At 59.4% G+C, this 18,278-nt stretch carries 16 protein-coding genes and 1 pseudogene; 10 read left to right on the forward strand and 7 right to left on the reverse strand.

Annotated elements, in window-relative coordinates; translation table 11 throughout:
* Positions 1-109 precede the first annotated feature (109 nt).
* Positions 110-763, forward strand: a complete 654-nt coding sequence (locus VOY09_RS12285; RefSeq protein ID WP_322894308.1) for a sugar transporter — start codon at positions 110-112, stop codon at positions 761-763.
* Positions 764-792: 29 nt separating this feature from the next.
* Positions 793-2,424 (forward strand): alpha-D-glucose phosphate-specific phosphoglucomutase, encoded by a 1,632-nt coding sequence (locus tag VOY09_RS12290; RefSeq protein WP_322894307.1) that lies wholly within the window; start codon positions 793-795, stop codon positions 2,422-2,424.
* A gap of 140 nt (positions 2,425-2,564) precedes the next feature.
* Here the strand turns inward: VOY09_RS12290 and VOY09_RS12295 are convergent, their stop codons facing one another.
* Genes VOY09_RS12295 through VOY09_RS12305 form a run of 3 tightly spaced genes read right to left on the reverse strand, consistent with a single transcriptional unit; the run spans position 2,565 to position 5,461 of the window.
* The gene (locus VOY09_RS12295; RefSeq protein WP_322894306.1) at positions 2,565-3,875 is read right to left on the reverse strand and encodes a TRAP transporter large permease; all 1,311 of its coding nucleotides are present in this window, start codon (positions 3,873-3,875) and stop codon (positions 2,565-2,567) included.
* Positions 3,872-4,402, reverse strand: coding sequence for a TRAP transporter small permease (locus VOY09_RS12300; protein WP_322894305.1), 531 nt, complete (start codon positions 4,400-4,402; stop codon positions 3,872-3,874). The genes VOY09_RS12295 and VOY09_RS12300 overlap by 4 nt, the downstream gene beginning before the upstream one ends.
* Before the next feature lie 30 nt (positions 4,403-4,432).
* Positions 4,433-5,461 (reverse strand): TRAP transporter substrate-binding protein, encoded by a 1,029-nt coding sequence (locus VOY09_RS12305; protein WP_322894304.1) that lies wholly within the window; start codon positions 5,459-5,461, stop codon positions 4,433-4,435.
* Between the two features lie 260 nt (positions 5,462-5,721).
* On the opposite strand from VOY09_RS12305, the gene VOY09_RS12310 reads away from it, so the two are divergent.
* From VOY09_RS12310 to VOY09_RS12325, 4 genes are read left to right on the forward strand one after another with little or no spacing between them, the layout of a single operon-like run.
* Positions 5,722-6,351 (forward strand): paraquat-inducible protein A, encoded by a 630-nt coding sequence (locus VOY09_RS12310; RefSeq protein ID WP_322894303.1) that lies wholly within the window; start codon positions 5,722-5,724, stop codon positions 6,349-6,351.
* Positions 6,351-6,956, forward strand: coding sequence for a paraquat-inducible protein A (locus VOY09_RS12315; RefSeq protein ID WP_322894302.1), 606 nt, complete (start codon positions 6,351-6,353; stop codon positions 6,954-6,956). The genes VOY09_RS12310 and VOY09_RS12315 overlap by 1 nt, the downstream gene beginning before the upstream one ends.
* Positions 6,949-9,045 (forward strand): MlaD family protein, encoded by a 2,097-nt coding sequence (locus tag VOY09_RS12320; RefSeq protein WP_322894301.1) that lies wholly within the window; start codon positions 6,949-6,951, stop codon positions 9,043-9,045. The genes VOY09_RS12315 and VOY09_RS12320 overlap by 8 nt, the downstream gene beginning before the upstream one ends.
* Before the next feature lie 2 nt (positions 9,046-9,047).
* Positions 9,048-9,605 carry a PqiC family protein gene (locus VOY09_RS12325; protein WP_322894300.1) on the forward strand — a complete coding sequence of 186 codons (558 nt, stop codon included), beginning with the start codon at positions 9,048-9,050 and terminating at the stop codon, positions 9,603-9,605.
* Between the two features lie 48 nt (positions 9,606-9,653).
* Here VOY09_RS12325 and VOY09_RS12330 read toward each other — a convergent pair whose 3' ends face one another.
* The 4 genes from VOY09_RS12330 to VOY09_RS12345 are packed head-to-tail and all read right to left on the reverse strand — an operon-like array spanning position 9,654 to position 13,037.
* Positions 9,654-10,475, reverse strand: coding sequence for a metal ABC transporter permease (locus VOY09_RS12330; RefSeq protein ID WP_322894352.1), 822 nt, complete (start codon positions 10,473-10,475; stop codon positions 9,654-9,656).
* Positions 10,475-11,320: a metal ABC transporter permease gene (locus VOY09_RS12335; protein WP_322894299.1), complete on the reverse strand. Its 846-nt coding sequence runs from the start codon at positions 11,318-11,320 to the stop codon at positions 10,475-10,477. Before VOY09_RS12335 ends, VOY09_RS12330 begins: the two co-directional genes overlap by 1 nt.
* Positions 11,317-12,153 carry a manganese/iron ABC transporter ATP-binding protein gene (locus VOY09_RS12340; RefSeq protein ID WP_322894298.1) on the reverse strand — a complete coding sequence of 279 codons (837 nt, stop codon included), beginning with the start codon at positions 12,151-12,153 and terminating at the stop codon, positions 11,317-11,319. The genes VOY09_RS12335 and VOY09_RS12340 overlap by 4 nt, the downstream gene beginning before the upstream one ends.
* Positions 12,150-13,037, reverse strand: a complete 888-nt coding sequence (locus VOY09_RS12345) for a metal ABC transporter substrate-binding protein (protein ID WP_323811281.1) — start codon at positions 13,035-13,037, stop codon at positions 12,150-12,152. Before VOY09_RS12345 ends, VOY09_RS12340 begins: the two co-directional genes overlap by 4 nt.
* Positions 13,038-13,288: 251 nt before the next feature.
* On the opposite strand from VOY09_RS12345, the gene VOY09_RS12350 reads away from it, so the two are divergent.
* From VOY09_RS12350 to VOY09_RS12365, 4 genes and pseudogenes are all read left to right on the forward strand, one after another.
* Positions 13,289-14,389, forward strand: a complete 1,101-nt coding sequence (locus VOY09_RS12350; RefSeq protein WP_322894296.1) for an ABC transporter ATP-binding protein — start codon at positions 13,289-13,291, stop codon at positions 14,387-14,389.
* A 78-nt stretch (positions 14,390-14,467) separates the two neighbouring features.
* Positions 14,468-15,580, forward strand: coding sequence for an extracellular solute-binding protein (locus tag VOY09_RS12355; protein WP_322894295.1), 1,113 nt, complete (start codon positions 14,468-14,470; stop codon positions 15,578-15,580).
* A 174-nt stretch (positions 15,581-15,754) separates the two neighbouring features.
* Positions 15,755-17,359: an ABC transporter permease gene (locus tag VOY09_RS12360; RefSeq protein WP_322894294.1), complete on the forward strand. Its 1,605-nt coding sequence runs from the start codon at positions 15,755-15,757 to the stop codon at positions 17,357-17,359.
* A 12-nt stretch (positions 17,360-17,371) separates the two neighbouring features.
* Positions 17,372-18,250, forward strand: a pseudogene (locus VOY09_RS12365) (ABC transporter permease); the annotation flags it as partial.
* Positions 18,251-18,278 lie beyond the last annotated feature (28 nt).

The raw sequence follows: 18,278 nt of genomic DNA on the forward strand, positions 1-18,278 counted from the left end.
CCCCAGTCAGAAAACTGCGTCTGACCCGGACGAAGTGGCTGAAGCGACCGGATAAATAAATCTCGCGCTTGTGTGACAAGCGCGCTAGAGTCCAAAAAATGAACTGGCGATGGTAGGCCATATTGTGAACAAGTCGACACGTTATGTCATGGAAATTACCGACCATCTGGTCGAGTTGGAAGCCCCGCAGACCCTGATCGGGGTGACAGGGGCGCCCGGTGCGGGAAAATCTATTTTTGCTGCGGAACTGGCGCGCAGGCTGAACAGCCGGGGGCGCAAAGCGGTCGTTGTGCCGATGGACGGGTTCCATCTGGACAATGCGGTGCTGGAAGCGCGCAATCTGTTGCCGCGCAAAGGCGCGCCGGACACATTTGACGCCCAAGGCTTTATCCGGCTGATCAAGGCGATCAAAGCGGGAGAGGATGTTTATGCCCCCGTCTTTGACCGTCACCGCGATCTGTCGATTGCGGGCGCGGTCCATGTCCCGTCCAATGCCCGCTTTGTGATTGCCGAGGGCAATTATCTGATGTTCGACGAGGCCCCCTGGGCCGCGCTTGCCGATTTGTGGGACGTGACGATCCGGCTTGATGTGCCGATCCCGGAATTGCGCGCCCGGCTGATCCAGCGCTGGCTGAGCCAGAATTTGTCGCGCGCGGTTGCCACAAGGCGCGCAGAAAGCAATGATATGCCCAATGCGCAGCGGATCATCGCCAAGGCACTGGACTGCACCTTTACCTTTGATGGCCAGCCTGCGCAGGCATAACGACCGCATCAGTATTGGAAAGACCACGCATGCACATCCGCGACATCCCCACCGCCCCGATAGACGGGCAGAAGGCAGGCACATCCGGTCTGCGCCGCCGCACCCGCGATTACATGGCACCGCTGTTTCTGGAAAATTATGTGCAGGCGATCATTGATGGCACCGGCGGCGCGACCGGCAAGACCTATGTCGTCGGCGGTGACGGGCGCTATTTCAACGATACGGCGATCCAGATCATCCTGCGGATTCTGGCGGGCAATGGGGCTGCGCGGGTGATTGTCGGTCAGGGTGGTTTGCTATCCACGCCCGCCGCGTCGCATCTGATCCGCAAAATGGCGGCTGATAGCGGGTTCATCCTGTCGGCCAGTCACAATCCCGGCGGGATCGATGCGGATTTCGGGTTGAAATACAACATGGCCAATGGTGGCCCCGCGACAGAGACAGTGACCGCCGCGATCTTTGCGGCAAGCGCCGCGATCACCCGCATTCGCATGGCCGAGAGCGCCGATATCGATCTGCAAAGCAGCGGCACAGCCCGGATTGGCGCGATGCAGGTCGATGTGATCGATCCGGTCACGGATTATCTGGCCTTGATGGAAGAGCTGTTTGACCTTGATGCCATCGCAAGGCTGTTTGCTGGCGGGTTCAGGATGCGGTTCGATGCGATGCATGCGGTGACCGGCCCTTATGCCCGCGCCGTGCTGGTAGAGCGTTGCGGTGCAGCCCCCGACAGCGTGATGAATGCCACGCCCCTGCCCGATTTCGGCGGTGGCCACCCCGACCCCAACCCGATCTGGGCGCATGAATTGATGGCGGTGATGACCGGCCCCGATGCGCCTGATTTCGGTGCGGCGAGCGATGGCGACGGCGACCGCAACATGATTGTCGGACGCGGCCAATATGTGACGCCGTCGGATTCTCTGGCGCTGATCGCCGATCAGGCGCATCTGGCGCGCGGCTATGCGCGCGGCCTGACCGGGGTGGCGCGGTCGATGCCGACCTCAAGTGCGGTCGACCGGGTCGCAGCGGCGAAAGGCATCCCCTGTTTCGAGACGCCGACGGGGTGGAAATTCTTTGGCAATCTGCTGGATACCGGGCAGATCACGCTCTGTGGCGAAGAAAGCGCCGGCACCGGGTCGGACCATATCCGTGAAAAAGACGGGCTGTGGGCAGTGTTGATGTGGCTGAATATCATTGCCGTCTCGGGCCGGTCGGTCGCGGATCTGATGGCAGCGCATTGGCAGGCCTATGGGCGCAATTACTATTCCCGCCATGATTATGAAGAGGTGGAGAGCGATATCGCCAACGCCCTGATGGATGATCTGCGCGGCAGGTTGCCCGATCTGCCGGGGCAGAGCTTTGCCGGGATGAAAATCACGGCGGCGGATGATTTCGCCTATGATGATCCGGTGGATGGCAGCCGCAGCGAACATCAGGGCCTGCGCCTGTATTTTGAGGGTGAGGCGCGGGCTGTGCTGCGTTTGTCAGGCACTGGCACGAGCGGGGCGACTTTGCGGGTCTATCTGGAACAGATCGTCACCGCGCCCGGTGACCTGCATCAGGATGCAGGCGACGTGCTGTCCCCGCTGGCCGCTGCGGTCGATGCTGTCGCCGGGATCGCGCAGCGGACCGGGCGGAATGCACCGGATGTGACGACCTGAGGGCAAAAACTTTTATGCCTCCGGCGGGGATATTTGGGCTCGGACGATGAATCTTCCCCGCGGGGAAGATTCACGTGTATTTTACCCGGTCCGGTGGCGGCGCAAAACCTTCCCCGCGGGGAAGGTTTTGCGGGACGGGCCTAGATCAGCACCAGCGTGATGACCGGGAACATCAGCAGGATCACCACCCGCAGGATGTCAGACCCGACAAAGAACAGGACCGCCTTATAGGTGGCCGTGATCTTTGTTTCGCGGTCCATGCTGTTGATGATGAACAGGTTCATGCCCACGGGTGGCGTGATCAGCCCGACCTCGACCACGATCAGCACCAGAATGCCGAACCAGATCGCCAGCTGCTCCGGCGTCATACCGAAATCGAGGCCGGAGATGACAGGCCAGAAGATCGGCACCGTCAGCAGGATCATCGACAGGCTGTCCATCAGGCAGCCCAGCACCAGATAGAAGACCAGGATCATCACCATGATCATCATCGGGCTGAACCCCTGCCCCGCGACCCATGCGGAAAGCTCCTGCGGCACTTGCGTCAGCGCCAGAAAGCCGTTGTAGAAGGCAGCCCCCAGCACGATGAAAAAGATCATGCCGGTGCCGGTCGCCGTTTGTGTCAGGCTGTCGCGCAGGGCTGCCCAGCCGAGTTTGCCGGAGAGCAATGCAATCAACCCGGTGCCTGCCGCGCCGACGGCGGCGCCTTCGGTCGGGGTGAACCAGCCGTTGTAGATGCCGCCCACGACGAGGCCGAAAACGATCAGCACCGGCCAGACCGGGATCAAGGCTTGGACACGGTCGCGCATCGGCAACCTGTCCTGCGTGCCGGCCTGATCGGGGTAAAGCCGGACATAGATCGCGATGGTCAGCATGTAACCCAAGGCGGCGAGGATGCCGGGGATGATCGCGGCGGCGAAAAGCTTGGCGATATTCTGTTCGGTCAGGATCGCATAGATCACCAGAATGACCGATGGCGGGATCAGGATGCCCAAGGTCCCCCCCGCTGCCAGCGTTGCCGTGGCAAAGCCGCCTGCATAGCCAGACCGGCGCAATTCGGGCAGCGCGACCTTGCTCATCGTGGCTGCCGTTGCCAGTGACGACCCGCAGATCGCGCCGAAGCCTGCGCAGGCCCCGACGGCGGCCATGGCCATGCCGCCTTTGCGATGGCCCAGAAAGGCCCCCGCCGCGCGGAACAGGGATTGCGACATACCCGAATGGGTGGCGAATTGCCCCATCAGCAAAAACAGCGGCACGATCGACAGGCTATAGTTGGAAAAGGTTGAATAGGTTTCCGATTTCAGCCGCGCCATGAAGACGGTGGTCCCATCCGTCGCCAGCCACAGCCCGCCGATCCCGCAGAGCAGCATGGCAAGGCCGATGGGCGCGCGCAGAAAGATCAGCGCGAGCAGGAAAGGGAAGGACAGAAAGCCAAGGGCAAGATCGCTCATCCGATGCGCCTGCCGGTCAGGCGCAGGGCCGCGCAGTAAAGGCTGGTGATGCAAGCGACCACGGCGGCGGCAAGGCAGGCGGCATAGGCCCACCAGACCGGGAACTGGATCAGGAATGTGGTTTCATTATAGCGCAGCTTGTCCTGCATCCCGGCATAGAGCCGCCAGGTGATCAGCAGGATCACGGCGGCCATGACCACAGACCAGAACGCGCCCAAGGCGGCATTCGTCCTTGGCCCCAGACCGCTGGTGAAGATATCGACGCGGGCGTGGGACTGGGTCAGCTGCGTCAGCGGCAGGAAGGAAAAGACAGCAAAGGCCATGCCCGCTTCGACCAATTCATAGTCCCCGGTGACGGGGCCGATACCGATCTGGCGCAGAAAGCTGTGCAATGCACCAGTCCCTGCGAGGCCGATGACCTCGCGCCCGGTGATGCTGGCGCAGATGATGCAGACCAGCGCGATCAGCACGGCACCGCCCAAAAGCGCGGTTCCTTGGGCCAGACGGGTGATTGCAAGGTGCAGCAAGGGCAACTCCGGGCTGTTGTTGCCCGCTCTCTAGTCGCTGGCTGCGTGCTTGGCAATCAAGGCTGTCGCCGCTTCAAATAGTCCGGTGCCGTCGATACCTGCGGCATCAGCCTCCGCGATCCAGGCGTCGGTGGTGGATTGTGCCGCGGCACGCCAGATTTCGGTCTGCTCCGGGGTCAGGGTGACGATGCTGTTGCCTTCGGCCAAGGCCAGATCACGCGCCGGGGCATCATATCCTTGCTGGGTCCGGCCTGCGAAGGCGGAAAATTCAAGGCCGGAATTGGCGTCGATCACAGCCTGCAGATCATCTGGTAAGCTGTTGTAAACGTTATGATTCATTGCGAATATGAAGGTCGCGTTATAAAGTGCGGCACCGTCAAATTCAGTATGATGGCTTACCAGTTCCTGCACCTTCAGCGATGGCACGACTTCCCACGGGATCACCGCGCCGTCGATCACGCCGCGCGACAAAGCCTCTGGCACGGCAGGCACCGGCATGCCGACAGCCGTGGCCCCAAGGTCGGTCAGAAGGTTGGTGATCACCCGGGTCGGGCCGCGTAGTTTCAGCCCTTCGAGATCGGTGATTTCTACCACCGGCCGGTTGGCATGGATCACGCCGGGACCGTGGACCCACAAGCCGAGGGGTTTGAAGGCGGCGAAATCTGTGTCCATCATCCGCTGTTCCGCCAGTTCCCAGAACGCGCGCGAAGTCGCTTCTGAATTGGGCGAGATGAAGGGCAGTTCAAACACTTCCAATTGCGGGAACCGCCCCGGCGTGTACCCCGGCAGGGTCCAGATGATATCGGCGACGCCGTCGATCACCTGATCGATCAATTGCGGCGGCGTGCCGCCCAGTTGCATGGACGGATAGCGGTCGATCTTGATCCGGCCATTGCTGTCAACCTCGACCTGATCCGCCCAGACATCAAGGATATGCGCGGGAACATTGGCCTGCGCGGGCAGGAATTGATGCAGGCGGAGCGTCACCTCCTGCCCGCTCGCGGCAGGGGCGATCATGGCCGCCATCAAGGCGGCAAGAACACGGCGGGTCATATTCATGGCAAGGCCTTCCCTGAAGATTTTGCCGCAGCTTTGCGACAAGCCCCATCCGCGTGCAAGTGAAATGACGTCACACCGGCCCGTCAGCCGTCCCGGCCTTGATCAACTGGCGGCATGTGAGGTTGCTGCATATTGTCGGACCAAGGCTCTCGGATATTTGAGTTGAAATTCAGCAGGCACTGGCCTAACTCCGATCAACGCGCCATGATCGCGCAAGTTTTGGGGCAATTGCAATGCCGCACCCCGCACTGGAGCGAGATTTGACTGACGCGCAGCCACATCTGGATGATCTTGTCGCCTGCCCACAATGCGACACGCTGCATCAAGCGCAGAACCTGCCCGAAGGGTCGCGTGCTTGCTGCCAGCGCTGCGGCCAGGTGTTGATGTCGACGCAAGGCACGGCTGTCGCCCGGATCATTGCACTGGCGCTGACGGCTTTTGTGCTGATGATCGCAGCGATCTCGTTCCCCTTTCTGTCGCTCAATGCAGGTGGCGCGCAGAATGCGACATCGGTGATTGATGCGGTCCTGGCGTTCAAGGACGGGCTGGCCTTTCCTTTGGCAGTTGCGGTGGCTTTTTTCATCGTTGTGCTGCCGTTGATGCGGCTGGCCGCGCTGATCTATGCGCTTGGGCCGCTGGTGGCCGATCGCAGGCCGCATCCGGGGGCGCGCTTTGCCTTTGGTCTGGCCGAACGGTTGCGGCCATGGAGCATGGCGGAAATCTTTATCGTCGGGGTGACCGTGGCCCTGATCAAGGTGGCTGGCATGGCAACAGTCACCATCGGGCCGGCCTTCTGGGCCTTTGCCGGTGTTGTGGTGATCACGATCCTCAAGGATCAATTGATTTGTAGGTATTCGATTTGGGAAGCACTGGACCAAGCCCGCATCTGATGACCGCGCGTGACGCGGGTCTGGTCGCTTGCCAGACCTGCGGACAGGTGCATCACAAAGGCACAGAGCGCTGCAAGCGCTGCAAAGGCCCGTTGATCAGCCGTGATCAGCAGAGCCTGCAAAAGGTCTGGGCCTGGCTGATTGCCGGGCTGATCGCCTATATTCCGGCAAATATCTATCCGATGCTGCTGACCGCGACCCTGCTGGAACGCAGCGAGAGCACGATCATCGGCGGTGTTGTCGATCTGATGCATTACGGTGCTTACGGGATTGCCTTTGTTGTGTTTTTTGCCTCTGTGGTGATCCCGGTGGGCAAGTTTCTGGTGATCATCTACCTCGCACTTTCGGTGCAGAACGCATCGCAGGCCAATCAGCATGGCCGCCACAAAGCCTATCATATGGTGGAATTCATCGGCCGCTGGTCGATGATCGACGTTTTTGTCGTCGCCATCCTTTCGGCACTTGTGCAACTGGACACGCTGGCCACAATTAACCCCGGTATCGCGGCGGTCAGCTTTGCTTTATCAGTAATTTTCACCATGTTGGCGGCGCAATCCTTTGATCCGCGGCTGATCTGGGACGTTGACAGGACATCACATGACTGAGACCCCTCCCCCCGCTGGCCCTGCGCCAATGAATATCCGCCCCGCCAAGGGCCCCGTGATGCAACGCCTTGCGCTGGTCTGGATCGTGCCGATCTTCGCCTTGGCCATCTCACTCGGGGCGGCCTGGCAGAATTATCGCGGTCAAGGCGTGTTGATCACCATCGCCTTTGAAAACGCCGCCGGCGTCGCCGCAGGCGCGACCGAGATCCGCTATCGCGATATTCCGGTCGGGCTGGTCGAATCGGTGGCATTCGATGATGGGCTCGGCACCATTCTGGTCAATGCCCGCATCGATCAGGATATCGCACCCTATCTGGATTCCGATGCGCAATTCTGGGTCGTGCGGCCCAATGTATCGGTGCGCGGGATCAGCGGTCTCGATACCGTTCTGTCCGGCGTCTATATCGAAGGCAACTGGAACTCTGAGGCTGATGTCGCGCAGACCAATTTCACCGGGCTGGAACAGCCGGTCCTGACCCGGGCCAGCCAGCGCGGCACGATGATCGTGCTGCAAAGCGATGATGCGGGCGCTATGTCCGCTGGTGCGCCGGTGCTGCACAAGGGATTGAGCGTCGGTTATCTGGAAGAACCGCAGCTGAACCGCGAAGGCACCGGGGTCACCGTCAATGCCTTTATCGAAGCACCTTATGACCGCCGCATCACCAGCAGCACAAGGTTCTGGGATGTCTCGGGTTTCAGCGTCAGCCTCGGGTCCGGGGGTGTTGCGCTGAACGTCAATTCGCTGGCGTCCTTGATCGAAGGCGGGGTGCAATTTGACACTGTCGTCTCTGGCGGTGCCCCGATCACCGATGGTGAGGAATTCGCGATCTTTCCTTCGGAAGAGGCCGCGCGCGACAGTCTCTTTACTGACCCAGCCGCCGAAATGCTGCAGGTCGCCGTGCTGTTTGACGAAGCCGTGACCGGCCTGACACGTGGGTCAGAAGTCCGGTTTCAAGGCATCCGCGTCGGTGAAGTCAGCGATATCAGCGCCATCGTCATAGATGACAGTGCCGAGGCTGAGATCCGCCTGCGCGCCGTGCTGGATATCCAGCCATCGCGGCTGGGGCTTGGCGCGGATGCAAGCGCCGATGATGCGCTGGTGCTGCTGTCTGATTTTGTCGATCAGGGACTGCGCGCGCGCATGGTCACTGGCAATATCCTGTCAGGGTCATTGCAGGTCGAATTGGTCGAAATCGAGAATGCTCCTGCAGCAGAAATCATCGGCAGCGATGGTGATTTCCCGCTTATTCCGGCGACCGCATCCAACATCTCTGACGTGGCCGCCACCGCCGAAGGGGTGCTGGCGCGGATCAATGCGCTACCGGTAGAGGAATTGATGGATGGCGCGATCAATCTGATGGATTCTGTCGAACAATTGGTTGCCAGCGAGGATACCCGCAACGTGCCCGGATCGGTCATCGCGCTGCTGGATGAGGCGCGCGGTCTGGTCGGATCGGAAGATCTGCAAGCCGTGCCTGCCGATCTGCGGCAAGTCATCGCCGGAATCGACACGATCATTGCCAGCGCCAATGAGGCGGATCTGGTCACCTCACTCGATGACGTGCTGAATGTGGCAAGCGCCGCACTGGCCAATATCGACGAGGCGACGCGCAACTTGCCACAGATCACCGCCGATATCGAAGCGCTGACCACCCGCGCCAATGAGTTGGAGTTGGAAGCCTTTGTCGACAATGCCACCACCACGCTCGCCGCAGTCGAGCAGTTGCTTGCGTCAGAAGACACCCGCGCCCTGCCCGGCAGCTTGAACGGAGCCTTGGACGAATTGCGCGCTGTCATGGTGGAAATCCGCGAAGGTGGCGCGATCAATAACGTCAACGACCTGCTCAACTCCGCAAATGAAGCCGCGCGCGCTTTGGAAGAAGCGGTCGGCACCCTGCCCGCCTTGGCCGCGCAGGCCGGACGGTTGGTCACGCAATCCGAGACAGTGATCGCCAGCTATGGTGACAGGTCACGGTTCAACGCCGAAACGCTGACCACACTGCGCGAAATTCAATCCGCGGCCAATGCAGTCTCGGCGCTTGCCCGCGCGATCCAACGCAATCCCAATTCACTGATCACAGGACGGTAAAGATGCTTCAGAAACTGATACTCGTGGCCGCCCTTGGCGTTGCAGGCTGTTCTGCGCAACCCGACCGTTTGGCCTTCACACCCGCGGCCTCTACCCTGCAACTGCAGCCTTTGGTCAGTTCTGCCATGGTGCGGACGGTGTCTTTGCCGACCTATGCCGCCGTCGAGGAAATACCGCTGCAGGAGGCAGGCGGCCTGATCACCGCCGATGGCGATATCCTTTGGGCGGATGACCCGCAACGCGCGATCACCTTGGCGATTTCCACGACATTGGCGCAGATCACTGGTGCCGATGTGGGCGCTGAACCCTGGCCCTTTATCGGCCTGCCCGATGTGGCGATTGATATCCGCGTGACGCAGATGATCGCGGGTTCTGACGGCACGTTCCAACTCGCGGGGCAATATTTCGTCGGCGGTGATGGCATCGATTTCCGCAATACCGCGCGGACCTTCGATATCCGCCAGCCGATGGCCGATCAGAACCTCGGCTCAATCAGCGCCGCGCAATCCGCCGCAATCCTGACGCTGACCGAACAGATCGCGCGCAGCATCGCCCGGTGATTTCATCGTCAGAGCCCAAATATCCCCGCCGGAGGCCTAAAAGTTTTTCTACGCAACCGCCCGCGCGCGGATGGATTTGCGTAGAAACGCCGCGATAAAGATCATCGTCATCACCAAAATCACCGTTGGCGCAGGGGCAGAGTCGAGAAAGAAACTCGCATAGACCCCGACGAAGCCCGACACCAGCGAGACGGTGACTGCGATCATCAGCATCGCCTCGAACCTTTTGGTGACCAGGAAAGCGATGGCGCCCGGTGCGATCAGCAGGCCGATGGCGAGGATGATGCCCACTGCCGACAGGGTCGCGACGATCGTCATGGAAATCAGCGCCAGCAGACCATAATGCAACCAGCCCACACGTAGCCCGACCGCCTGCGCCTGAATGGGATCGAAGGCATGCAGCAGCAGATCCCGTTGTTTGGCCAGCAGGATCAGCGTAACGAAAGCGGCGATGGACCCTGCCGTCCAAAGATCAGTCGCAGACACCCCCAGCATATTGCCGAATAGGATATGATCCAGATGCACCGCCGTGCTGATCTTGGTGTAAAGCACGATGCCAAAACCGAACATGCCGGAAAAGACCACGCCCATGGCCGTATCCTGCTTGATCCGGCTGTTGCCCGCCAGAAACCCGGTTGACACGGAACAAAGCATCCCCGCGAGAAAAGCGCCGATGATCAGCGGGATCCCGGCGATATAGGCCAGCACGATGCCGGGCAGCACCGCATGGCTGATCGCATCGCCCATCAGCGACCAGCCTTTGAGCACCAGATAACAGGACAAAAGGCTCGTCGGCACGGCGAGCAGCGCCATGATCACGAAGGCCTTGTTCATGAAGGCGAATTGGAACGGGAAGAGCAAAGTTTCCATCATGCCCGTGCCACCCTACGCCGCGCGGCCAGCCAGCCGTGTTTCGGTGCGAAGACAAAGGCGGTTAGAAACACCAGTGTTTGCAGGCTCACGATGATGCCGCCTGTCGCGCCATCAAGGAAAAAGCTCAGGTAGGCACCGATAAAGCTGGTCGCCGTGCCGATGGCGACGCTGACGATCAGCAGCCGCTCGAACCTGTCGGTCAGCAGATAGCCGGTGGCGCCCGGCGTGATCACCATGGCGATCACCAGAAACGCGCCCACCGTCTGCATCGCCGCGACACAAGAGGCCGCGAGCAAGGTGAAAAACACCGCCTTGAGCAGATCAGGCCGCAGCCCGATGCTGCGCGCATGGTTTTCATCGAAAAACGTCACCATCAGGTCTTTCCATTTCGCGAGCAGGATCGCCAGCGTGACAAAGCCGATGATCGCCAGTTGGAGTGTGTCAGAAGCCGAGATCGCCAGAATATTGCCCAAGGTGATCGTCTGCATGCTGACCGAGGCGGGCGAGAGTGACACCATGAACAGCCCCAGCCCGAAAAAACCGGTGAAGATCATGCCGATGATCGTGTCTTCCTTCAGGCCGGATCGTTGGTTGAGAAACAGCATCGCCCCTGCGGCCAGCCCGCCTGCGACGAAAGCCCCCAGCGCGAAAGGCAGTCCCAGCATATAGGCCCCGGCCACGCCCGGCACGATGGAATGGGACAGGGCATCGCCGATCAGCGACCAGCCTTTCAGCATCAGATAGGCCGACAGAAAGGCGCAGATCGCCCCGACCAAAGCGCTGACCCACATCGCATTGACCATGTAGCCATAGGCGAAAGGCGCAAACAACGTGTCGATCATGATGGTGTATCATTCCCGTAAACCACGAAAGGCCGCTCGTCATCGGTGATCACCCGGATCTGGCGGCTGTCGTCGTCATCATGCAGATCGGTTCCACCGAGCACGAAATGCCGCAACACCCCGCCAAAGGCGCGTTCAAGATTGGCGCGGGTGAAGGTCGCTCCTGTCGGGCCATAAGCCAGCACGGTCTGGTTCACCAATATTGTATGATCACAGAATTCGGTGACCGAGCCGAGGTTATGCGTCGAGACCAGCATCACCCGCCCTTCATCGCGCATCCCGCGCAGCAGGGTGATGATCGCCTCTTCGGTCTGCACATCGACGCCGGTGAAAGGCTCATCCAGCAGAATGACCTTGCCATCCTGCGCCAAGGCACGCGCCAGAAACACGCGTTTGCGCTGGCCGCCGGACAGCTCACCAATCTGGCGCTTGCGGAAATCCACCATGCCGACACGCACCAAGGCTTCGGTCACTGCGGCTTTGTCGGCATTGGTTGCGCGGCGGAAAAAGCCCATATGGCCATAGCGGCCCATCATCACCACATCTTCGACCAGCACGGGGAAAGACCAATCGACCTCCTCGGATTGTGGGACGTATGCCACGATATTCTGGCGCAAGGCCTCTTTCACCGGCATGTCCAGCACGGTGATGGCCCCTTTGGAAGCGGGCGCAAAGCCCATGATCGCCTTGAACAAGGTGGATTTGCCCGCGCCGTTCACCCCCACTAGCCCGGTGATCGTGCCGGTGGGAATGGTGAAACTGGCATCGCGCAGGGCGGTATGCCCGTTGCGATAGGTCACTGTGACATCGCGCGCTGTAATGCCGGTGGTCATTCGGTCAGACCCCGCACGATGGTTTCCGCCGTCACGCGCAGCAGATCCAGATAGGTCGGGACCTCGCCATCCGGCTCGGTCAGGCTATCGACATAAAGCATCCCGCCATAGGCAGCACCCGTTTCGCGCGCGACCTGTTCTGCAGGCGCCTGGCTGACGGTGCTTTCGCAGAACACGACCGGAATGTCATTTTCGCGCACTGTGTCGATCACCTGACGCACCTGCTGCGGGGTGCCTTGGCTATCCGCATTGATCGGCCAGAGGTAGAGTTCCTTCATCCCGAAATCATTCGCCAGATAGGTAAAGGCGCCTTCACAGGTCACCAGCCAGCGCTCATCCTCGGGCACGGCCTGCACCGCATCACGCAAAGGCGCAATTGTGGCGATGATCTCTTGCTTATAGCTTTCGGCATTGGCGGTGTAGATTTCCGCATTTTCGGGGTCATGCGTGACAAAGGCATCGCGGATATTGTCGACATAGATCAGCGCGTTATCCAACCCCATCCATGCGTGGGGATTGGGCTGACCATCATATTGACCAGAGGTGATGCTGACCGGCGTGATCCCGTCGGTGACAATCGCACTTGGCACATCGCTGAGATTTTCAAAGAATTGTGCAAACCAGCTTTCCAGATTCAGCCCGTTCCACAATATCAGATCGGCATCCTGCGCGCCGATAATGTCGCGCGGGGTGGGTTGATAGCCGTGAATCTCTGCCCCCGGCCGCGTGATACTTTCGACCACAGCCGCATCGCCCGCCACATTGCGGGCCATATCGGCGATCACGGTAAAGGTGGTCACTGCCTTGAACCTGTCATCCTGCGCCTGTGCAGATGTCGCGATCACGGCTGCGGTCACGCCCAGAATTATCTTGCCCAACGCCACGGTTTTTCCCTTCGAGTCCAGTTGCAACTTATTCGCAATCCAGATCATAAATGATAATCATTCGCAAGTACTCACTTAGAAAGTATAAGTTGCCTGACAAGTCCGCAGGTCGCACAATCCTTGCGCTTTAAGGGGTACAACGCGCAAGATGTCGGTTTTGTTGCAAAAAGACCATGTTTCGCGTTGCATCTTGGGGGCGACCCCGGTTTACTTAAAAAAAATATAAACTACCAAAACCTGGGAGGTTTGGTTTGCAATCAGTCAAAAACGACGACGCGTTCGTCGCGTTCGAACGTGTGCAGAAAAGCTATGACGGGGAAAGCCTCGTCGTCAAAGACCTGAACCTGACAATCCCCAAGGGGGAATTTCTGACCCTGCTGGGGCCGTCCGGATCGGGCAAGACCACCTGTCTGATGATGCTGGCCGGGTTCGAGACCGCGACCCACGGCGATATCCGTCTGGATGGCAAATCGGTGAATAATATCCCACCGCACAAGCGCGGCATTGGGATGGTATTTCAGAATTACGCGCTTTTCCCGCATATGACGGTCGCGGAAAACCTGTCCTTCCCTTTGGAAGTCCGCAAGATGGGCAAGGCTGATCGTGAGGCCAAGGTCAAACGCGCGCTGGATATGGTCCAGATGGGCGATTTCGGCGGGCGGCGTCCGGCGCAGATGTCGGGTGGCCAACAGCAACGTGTGGCGCTGGCCCGTGCGCTGGTGTTTGAGCCGGAACTGGTGCTGATGGATGAACCGCTTGGCGCGCTGGACAAGCAATTGCGCGAAACGCTGCAGTTCGAGATCACCAATCTTGCGCATCAGCTTGGCATTACGGTCGTCTATGTCACCCATGACCAGACCGAGGCGCTGACCATGTCTGACCGCGTTGCCGTGTTTGAGGACGGGCGCATTCAGCAATTGGCCACGCCCGATGATCTGTATGAGCGTCCACAAAACAGTTTTGTTGCGCAATTTATTGGTGAAAACAATACATTGACCGGCGTTGTGCAGGACATCAGCGACCATCGCTGCACCGTCAAACTGGACAGCGGCGATGTGATCGAGGCGATGCCGGTGAACGTCAACGCCGTGGGCGACCGGACCAAAGTCTCGATCCGGCCTGAACGGGTCGAGATTGACAAGACCCGCCTGCAACCCGGTGCTTTGACGCTGAAAGCCGAAGTGCTGGAATTCATTTATATGGGCGATATTTTTCGCACCCGTCTGCGGGTCGCAGGGATGGAAGATTTCGTGATCAAAACCCGCAACGCCCCTGATCAGGTCCGGCTCACGCCCGGCACCCAGATCGAGATTGGCTGGTTGCCAGAGGATTGCCGCGCGCTTGATGCGTGATGGCACGAACAGGGACATCGCCGCCCGGTGGGTATTCCTGATGCGACGATCAACCGGGCATGACAACGGGAGATAACAATGAAACTGACCAAAGCAATGATGGCAACGACAGCCTTGACGCTGGCCGGAACCACCGCATTCGCTCAGGACATGGTAAATGATATGACCATCGTCAGCTGGGGTGGAGCCTATCAATCCAGCCAGGACAATGCCTATCTGCAACCCTATCTCGCAGCAAACCCCGGTGTAACAGCGGTCTGGGACGAAAGCTCGAACGAGGCTGTGGCGAAGATGCGCGCCATGGACGAGGCTGGCAACCTGACCTGGGATCTGGTCGACGTGACCGCTGCCGACGCCATGCGCCTGTGCGATGAAGGTCTGGCGATGGAAATCGACCATGATGAATTGCTCGCAGCTGCACCTGATGGCACATCTGCGACAGAAGATTTCGGCGATATGATCATTTCTGACTGCTTTATCCCGCAGATCGCCTATTCGACCACAAACGCTTACCGCACCGATGTGGCCGCATGGAACGGCGCTGTGCCAGAAGATATCTGCGCATTGTTTGATACCGAAACCTTCCCCGGCACCCGCACGCTGGAACGGCGTCCGCTGAACAACCTCGAATGGGCGCTGATCTGTGACGGCGTGGCGTTTGAGGATGTCTATGACACGCTGGAGACTACAGAAGGCCAGGACCGCGCCTTTGCCAAGCTCGACACGATCAAGGGTGACACGATCTGGTGGACCTCTGCGGCGGAAAGCATCCAGTCCATCGCCGATGGCGAGGCTGTGATGGGGTCGTCGTATAACGGGCGTTTCTTCTCGGCCATTGTCGAACAGGACCAGCCGATTGAAATGCTCTGGGATGCGCAGGTCTATGACCTTGACGGCTGGATCATTCCCGCCGGCCTGCCAGAGGAGCGTCTGAACCGTGTGCTGGATTTCGTCTTCTTCGCGACGGATACACAGCGTCTCGCGGATCAGGCGGCTTACATCTCCTATGGTCCGGCACGGATGTCCTCGGCACCGCTGGTATCGACTCATGCGGAACTGGGGATCGAGATGGCACCGCATATGCCAACGAACCCGGAGAACGCGACCAACTCATTCGTGCAGAACTACGAATGGTGGGCAGATTACCGGGATGATCTGGATTCCAGGTTCCAAAGCTGGCTCGCGCAGTAAACAGCGGTGAGGCGGTAAGGCGGTAAGGCGGTAAGGCGGTAAGGCGGTAAGGCGGGAAGAACCCCGCCCTACGGTGTCGCACAAGGTAGGGCGGGGTTATCCCCGCCGCCGCCCATCAAAGCAGGTAGGGCGGGGTTCACCCCGCCTCACTCACCCAATCAAAGGTCCCGATCCATGGCAGAACAGATGATGGCCGCCGATGGCCGCACGCTCAAGTCCAGTCTGAACCGCGCCTTGCGCCGCCAGAAACTGCGGGCCTTGCTGCTGATCGCGCCGCTGCTTGTGTTCATTATGATCACCTTTGTGGTTCCCATCGGGCAGATGCTATTTCGGTCCGTTGAAAACCAGATCGTCAGTGACACCATCCCCCGCACGGCCGAGGCTTTGGCCGATTGGGACGCCAGCACAGACCCACTGCCTGATGAAGCCACCTATATCGCTTTTGCCAAGGATATGATGATCGCGGTCGAAGAACGCCGGCACACACGGCTTGGGTCGCGTTTGAATTATGAAACATCCGGGATTTCGTCCCAATTCCGCCGATCTGGCCGCGATGTAGAGGATATGGGCGAAGAATTAACCGAACAATTCGTGGCGCTGGACCCGGCGTGGGAAGATCCCGCCACATGGGTCGCGCTGATGGCTGATCCCGACTGGATCGCAGAAGCGGCGACCGCCGAGGAAGAACCCCCTTTCGTCATCTCTGACGCAGTGGGTCAGGTTCTGCCACAGACTGCCGATATCTATGCCGATTTCGCCCGCGTCACGCAGGACAGCAACAATGACAGTCCGACTGAAGAACAGCCGTGGAACGTGGTTTATCTGGCACTTTATCAAGATCTGACCAATGACCTTACGCTTGCATTCGACGATGCAAGCGACAACCTTCTGGCTGCGGCAAGCGCGGCTGTCGATGATTTCACGGCACCCGATATCCGTGCCGCCTTCATTGAAAGCGACGATGGTTGGGGCGAGACCGAGACTTGGCAGATCATCCAGACCTTCAGTCCCGCCTATACGTCCGGTTACTTTCTGAACTCCATCGACATGCAGAAAACCCCTGACGGCGTCGAAATGGTGGCAGAAAACCAGCAGATTTACGTGCAACTGTTTATCCGCACGTTGATCATGTCACTGACGATCATGATTTCCTGTATCCTGCTTGGCTATCCGGTGGCCTGGATGCTGGCGAACCTGCCGTCACGGCAAGCCAATCTGATGCTGATCCTTGTGCTGCTGCCGTTCTGGACCTCGCTTCTGGTGCGCACTTCAGCGTGGAAAGTTTTGTTACAACAGGAAGGGGTCATCAATGATCTGCTGGTCTGGATCGGTCTTGTCGCCGATGACAACCGGCTGACCATGATCAACAATGCCACCGGCACGGTGATCGCGATGACGCATATCCTGCTGCCTTTCATGATCCTGCCGCTGTATTCGGTGATGAAGACGATCCCGCCGAGCTATCTGCGCGCGGCGAAATCTTTGGGTGCCACCAATTGGACCGCCTTCTGGCGGGTGTATTTCCCGCAATCCGTGCCGGGGATCGGGGCGGGGTCTATCCTCGTGTTCATCCTGTCGATAGGCTACTACATCACGCCGGAGATTGTCGGCGGCACCTCGGGGATCTTCATCTCGAACCGGATCGCCTATCATATCTCAAGTTCGCTCAATTGGGGGCTGGCTGCTGCCTTGGGCACCATCCTGCTGGTCGTCGTCATGGCGCTCTACTGGGCCTATGACCGGATCGTCGGCATCGACAACGTGAAACTCGGAGGATAATCCATGTCCAGCTTGCCCATCTATGCGACCACGGGCCAGAAGATCTGGCATTATACCTTCCGGGTGATCGTGGGACTGATCCTGTTCTTTCTGATCGCGCCGATCCTGATCATCATCCCACTATCGTTCAACGCGCAGAGTTTCTTCACCTTCACGCCGGAAATGCTGGCGTTGGACCCTGATGGCTATTCCCTGCGCCACTACCGCGATTTCTTTACCAATCAGGACTGGATCCAACCGCTGAAAAATTCGCTGATCATCGCGCCTTTCGCGACGATCATTTCGGTCAGCCTCGGCACCCTTGCTGCCATAGGTCTGTCGCAATCGCATGTGCCCTATCGGCGCGCGATCATGGCGATCATGATTTCGCCGATGATTGTGCCTTTGATCATTTCGGCGACGGGGATGTTCTTTTTCTACAGCCAATTGGGTCTGTGGATGGAAAACAACCTGGGCTTTTCGCGGTCTTTCACCGGCTATGTGAAGGTGATCCTCGCCCATGCCGCACTTGGCATTCCTTTCGTGATCATCACGGTGACGGCGACGCTGGTGGGCTTTGACCGGTCTCTGACGCGCGCTGCTGCCAATATGGGGGCGACACCAACGCAGACATTTTTCAAAGTGCAGATGCCACTGATCCTGCCCGGTGTGGTTTCAGGCGGGCTCTTTGCCTTTATCACATCCTTTGATGAGGTGGTTGTGGTGCTTTTCGTCGGTGCCGCTGCGCAGAAAACCCTGCCCTGGCAAATGTTCACCGGCCTGCGCGAACAGATCAGCCCGACCATTCTGGCAGCCGCCACTGTGCTTGTCGCTGTCTCGGTCGTGCTGTTGGCCACGGTGGAAATGCTGCGCCGCCGCTCGGAACGTCTGCGCGGGCTGTCGCCCAGCTAAAACCTTCCCCGCGGGGAAGGTTTTCTCG

The sequence above is a fragment of the Yoonia sp. 67-2 genome (assembly GCF_035117555.1).
GTDB lineage: Bacteria > Pseudomonadota > Alphaproteobacteria > Rhodobacterales > Rhodobacteraceae > Yoonia.

Excerpts from the sequence above, each read along its gene's own strand:
- VOY09_RS12330 (WP_322894352.1), bottom strand. The coding sequence starts at position 10,475 with ATGGAAACTTTGCTCTTCCCGTTCCAATTCGCCTTCATGAACAAGGCC.
- VOY09_RS12320 (WP_322894301.1), top strand. The coding sequence starts at position 6,949 with ATGACTGAGACCCCTCCCCCCGCTGGCCCTGCGCCAATGAATATCCGC.
- VOY09_RS12325 (WP_322894300.1), top strand. The coding sequence starts at position 9,048 with ATGCTTCAGAAACTGATACTCGTGGCCGCCCTTGGCGTTGCAGGCTGT.
- VOY09_RS12295 (WP_322894306.1), bottom strand. The coding sequence starts at position 3,875 with ATGAGCGATCTTGCCCTTGGCTTTCTGTCCTTCCCTTTCCTGCTCGCG.
- VOY09_RS12360 (WP_322894294.1), top strand. The coding sequence starts at position 15,755 with ATGGCAGAACAGATGATGGCCGCCGATGGCCGCACGCTCAAGTCCAGT.
- VOY09_RS12340 (WP_322894298.1), bottom strand. The coding sequence starts at position 12,153 with ATGACCACCGGCATTACAGCGCGCGATGTCACAGTGACCTATCGCAAC.
- VOY09_RS12290 (WP_322894307.1), top strand. The coding sequence starts at position 793 with ATGCACATCCGCGACATCCCCACCGCCCCGATAGACGGGCAGAAGGCA.
- VOY09_RS12355 (WP_322894295.1), top strand. The coding sequence starts at position 14,468 with ATGAAACTGACCAAAGCAATGATGGCAACGACAGCCTTGACGCTGGCC.
- VOY09_RS12305 (WP_322894304.1), bottom strand. The coding sequence starts at position 5,461 with ATGAATATGACCCGCCGTGTTCTTGCCGCCTTGATGGCGGCCATGATC.
- VOY09_RS12315 (WP_322894302.1), top strand. The coding sequence starts at position 6,351 with ATGACCGCGCGTGACGCGGGTCTGGTCGCTTGCCAGACCTGCGGACAG.
- VOY09_RS12335 (WP_322894299.1), bottom strand. The coding sequence starts at position 11,320 with ATGATCGACACGTTGTTTGCGCCTTTCGCCTATGGCTACATGGTCAAT.
- VOY09_RS12285 (WP_322894308.1), top strand. The coding sequence starts at position 110 with ATGGTAGGCCATATTGTGAACAAGTCGACACGTTATGTCATGGAAATT.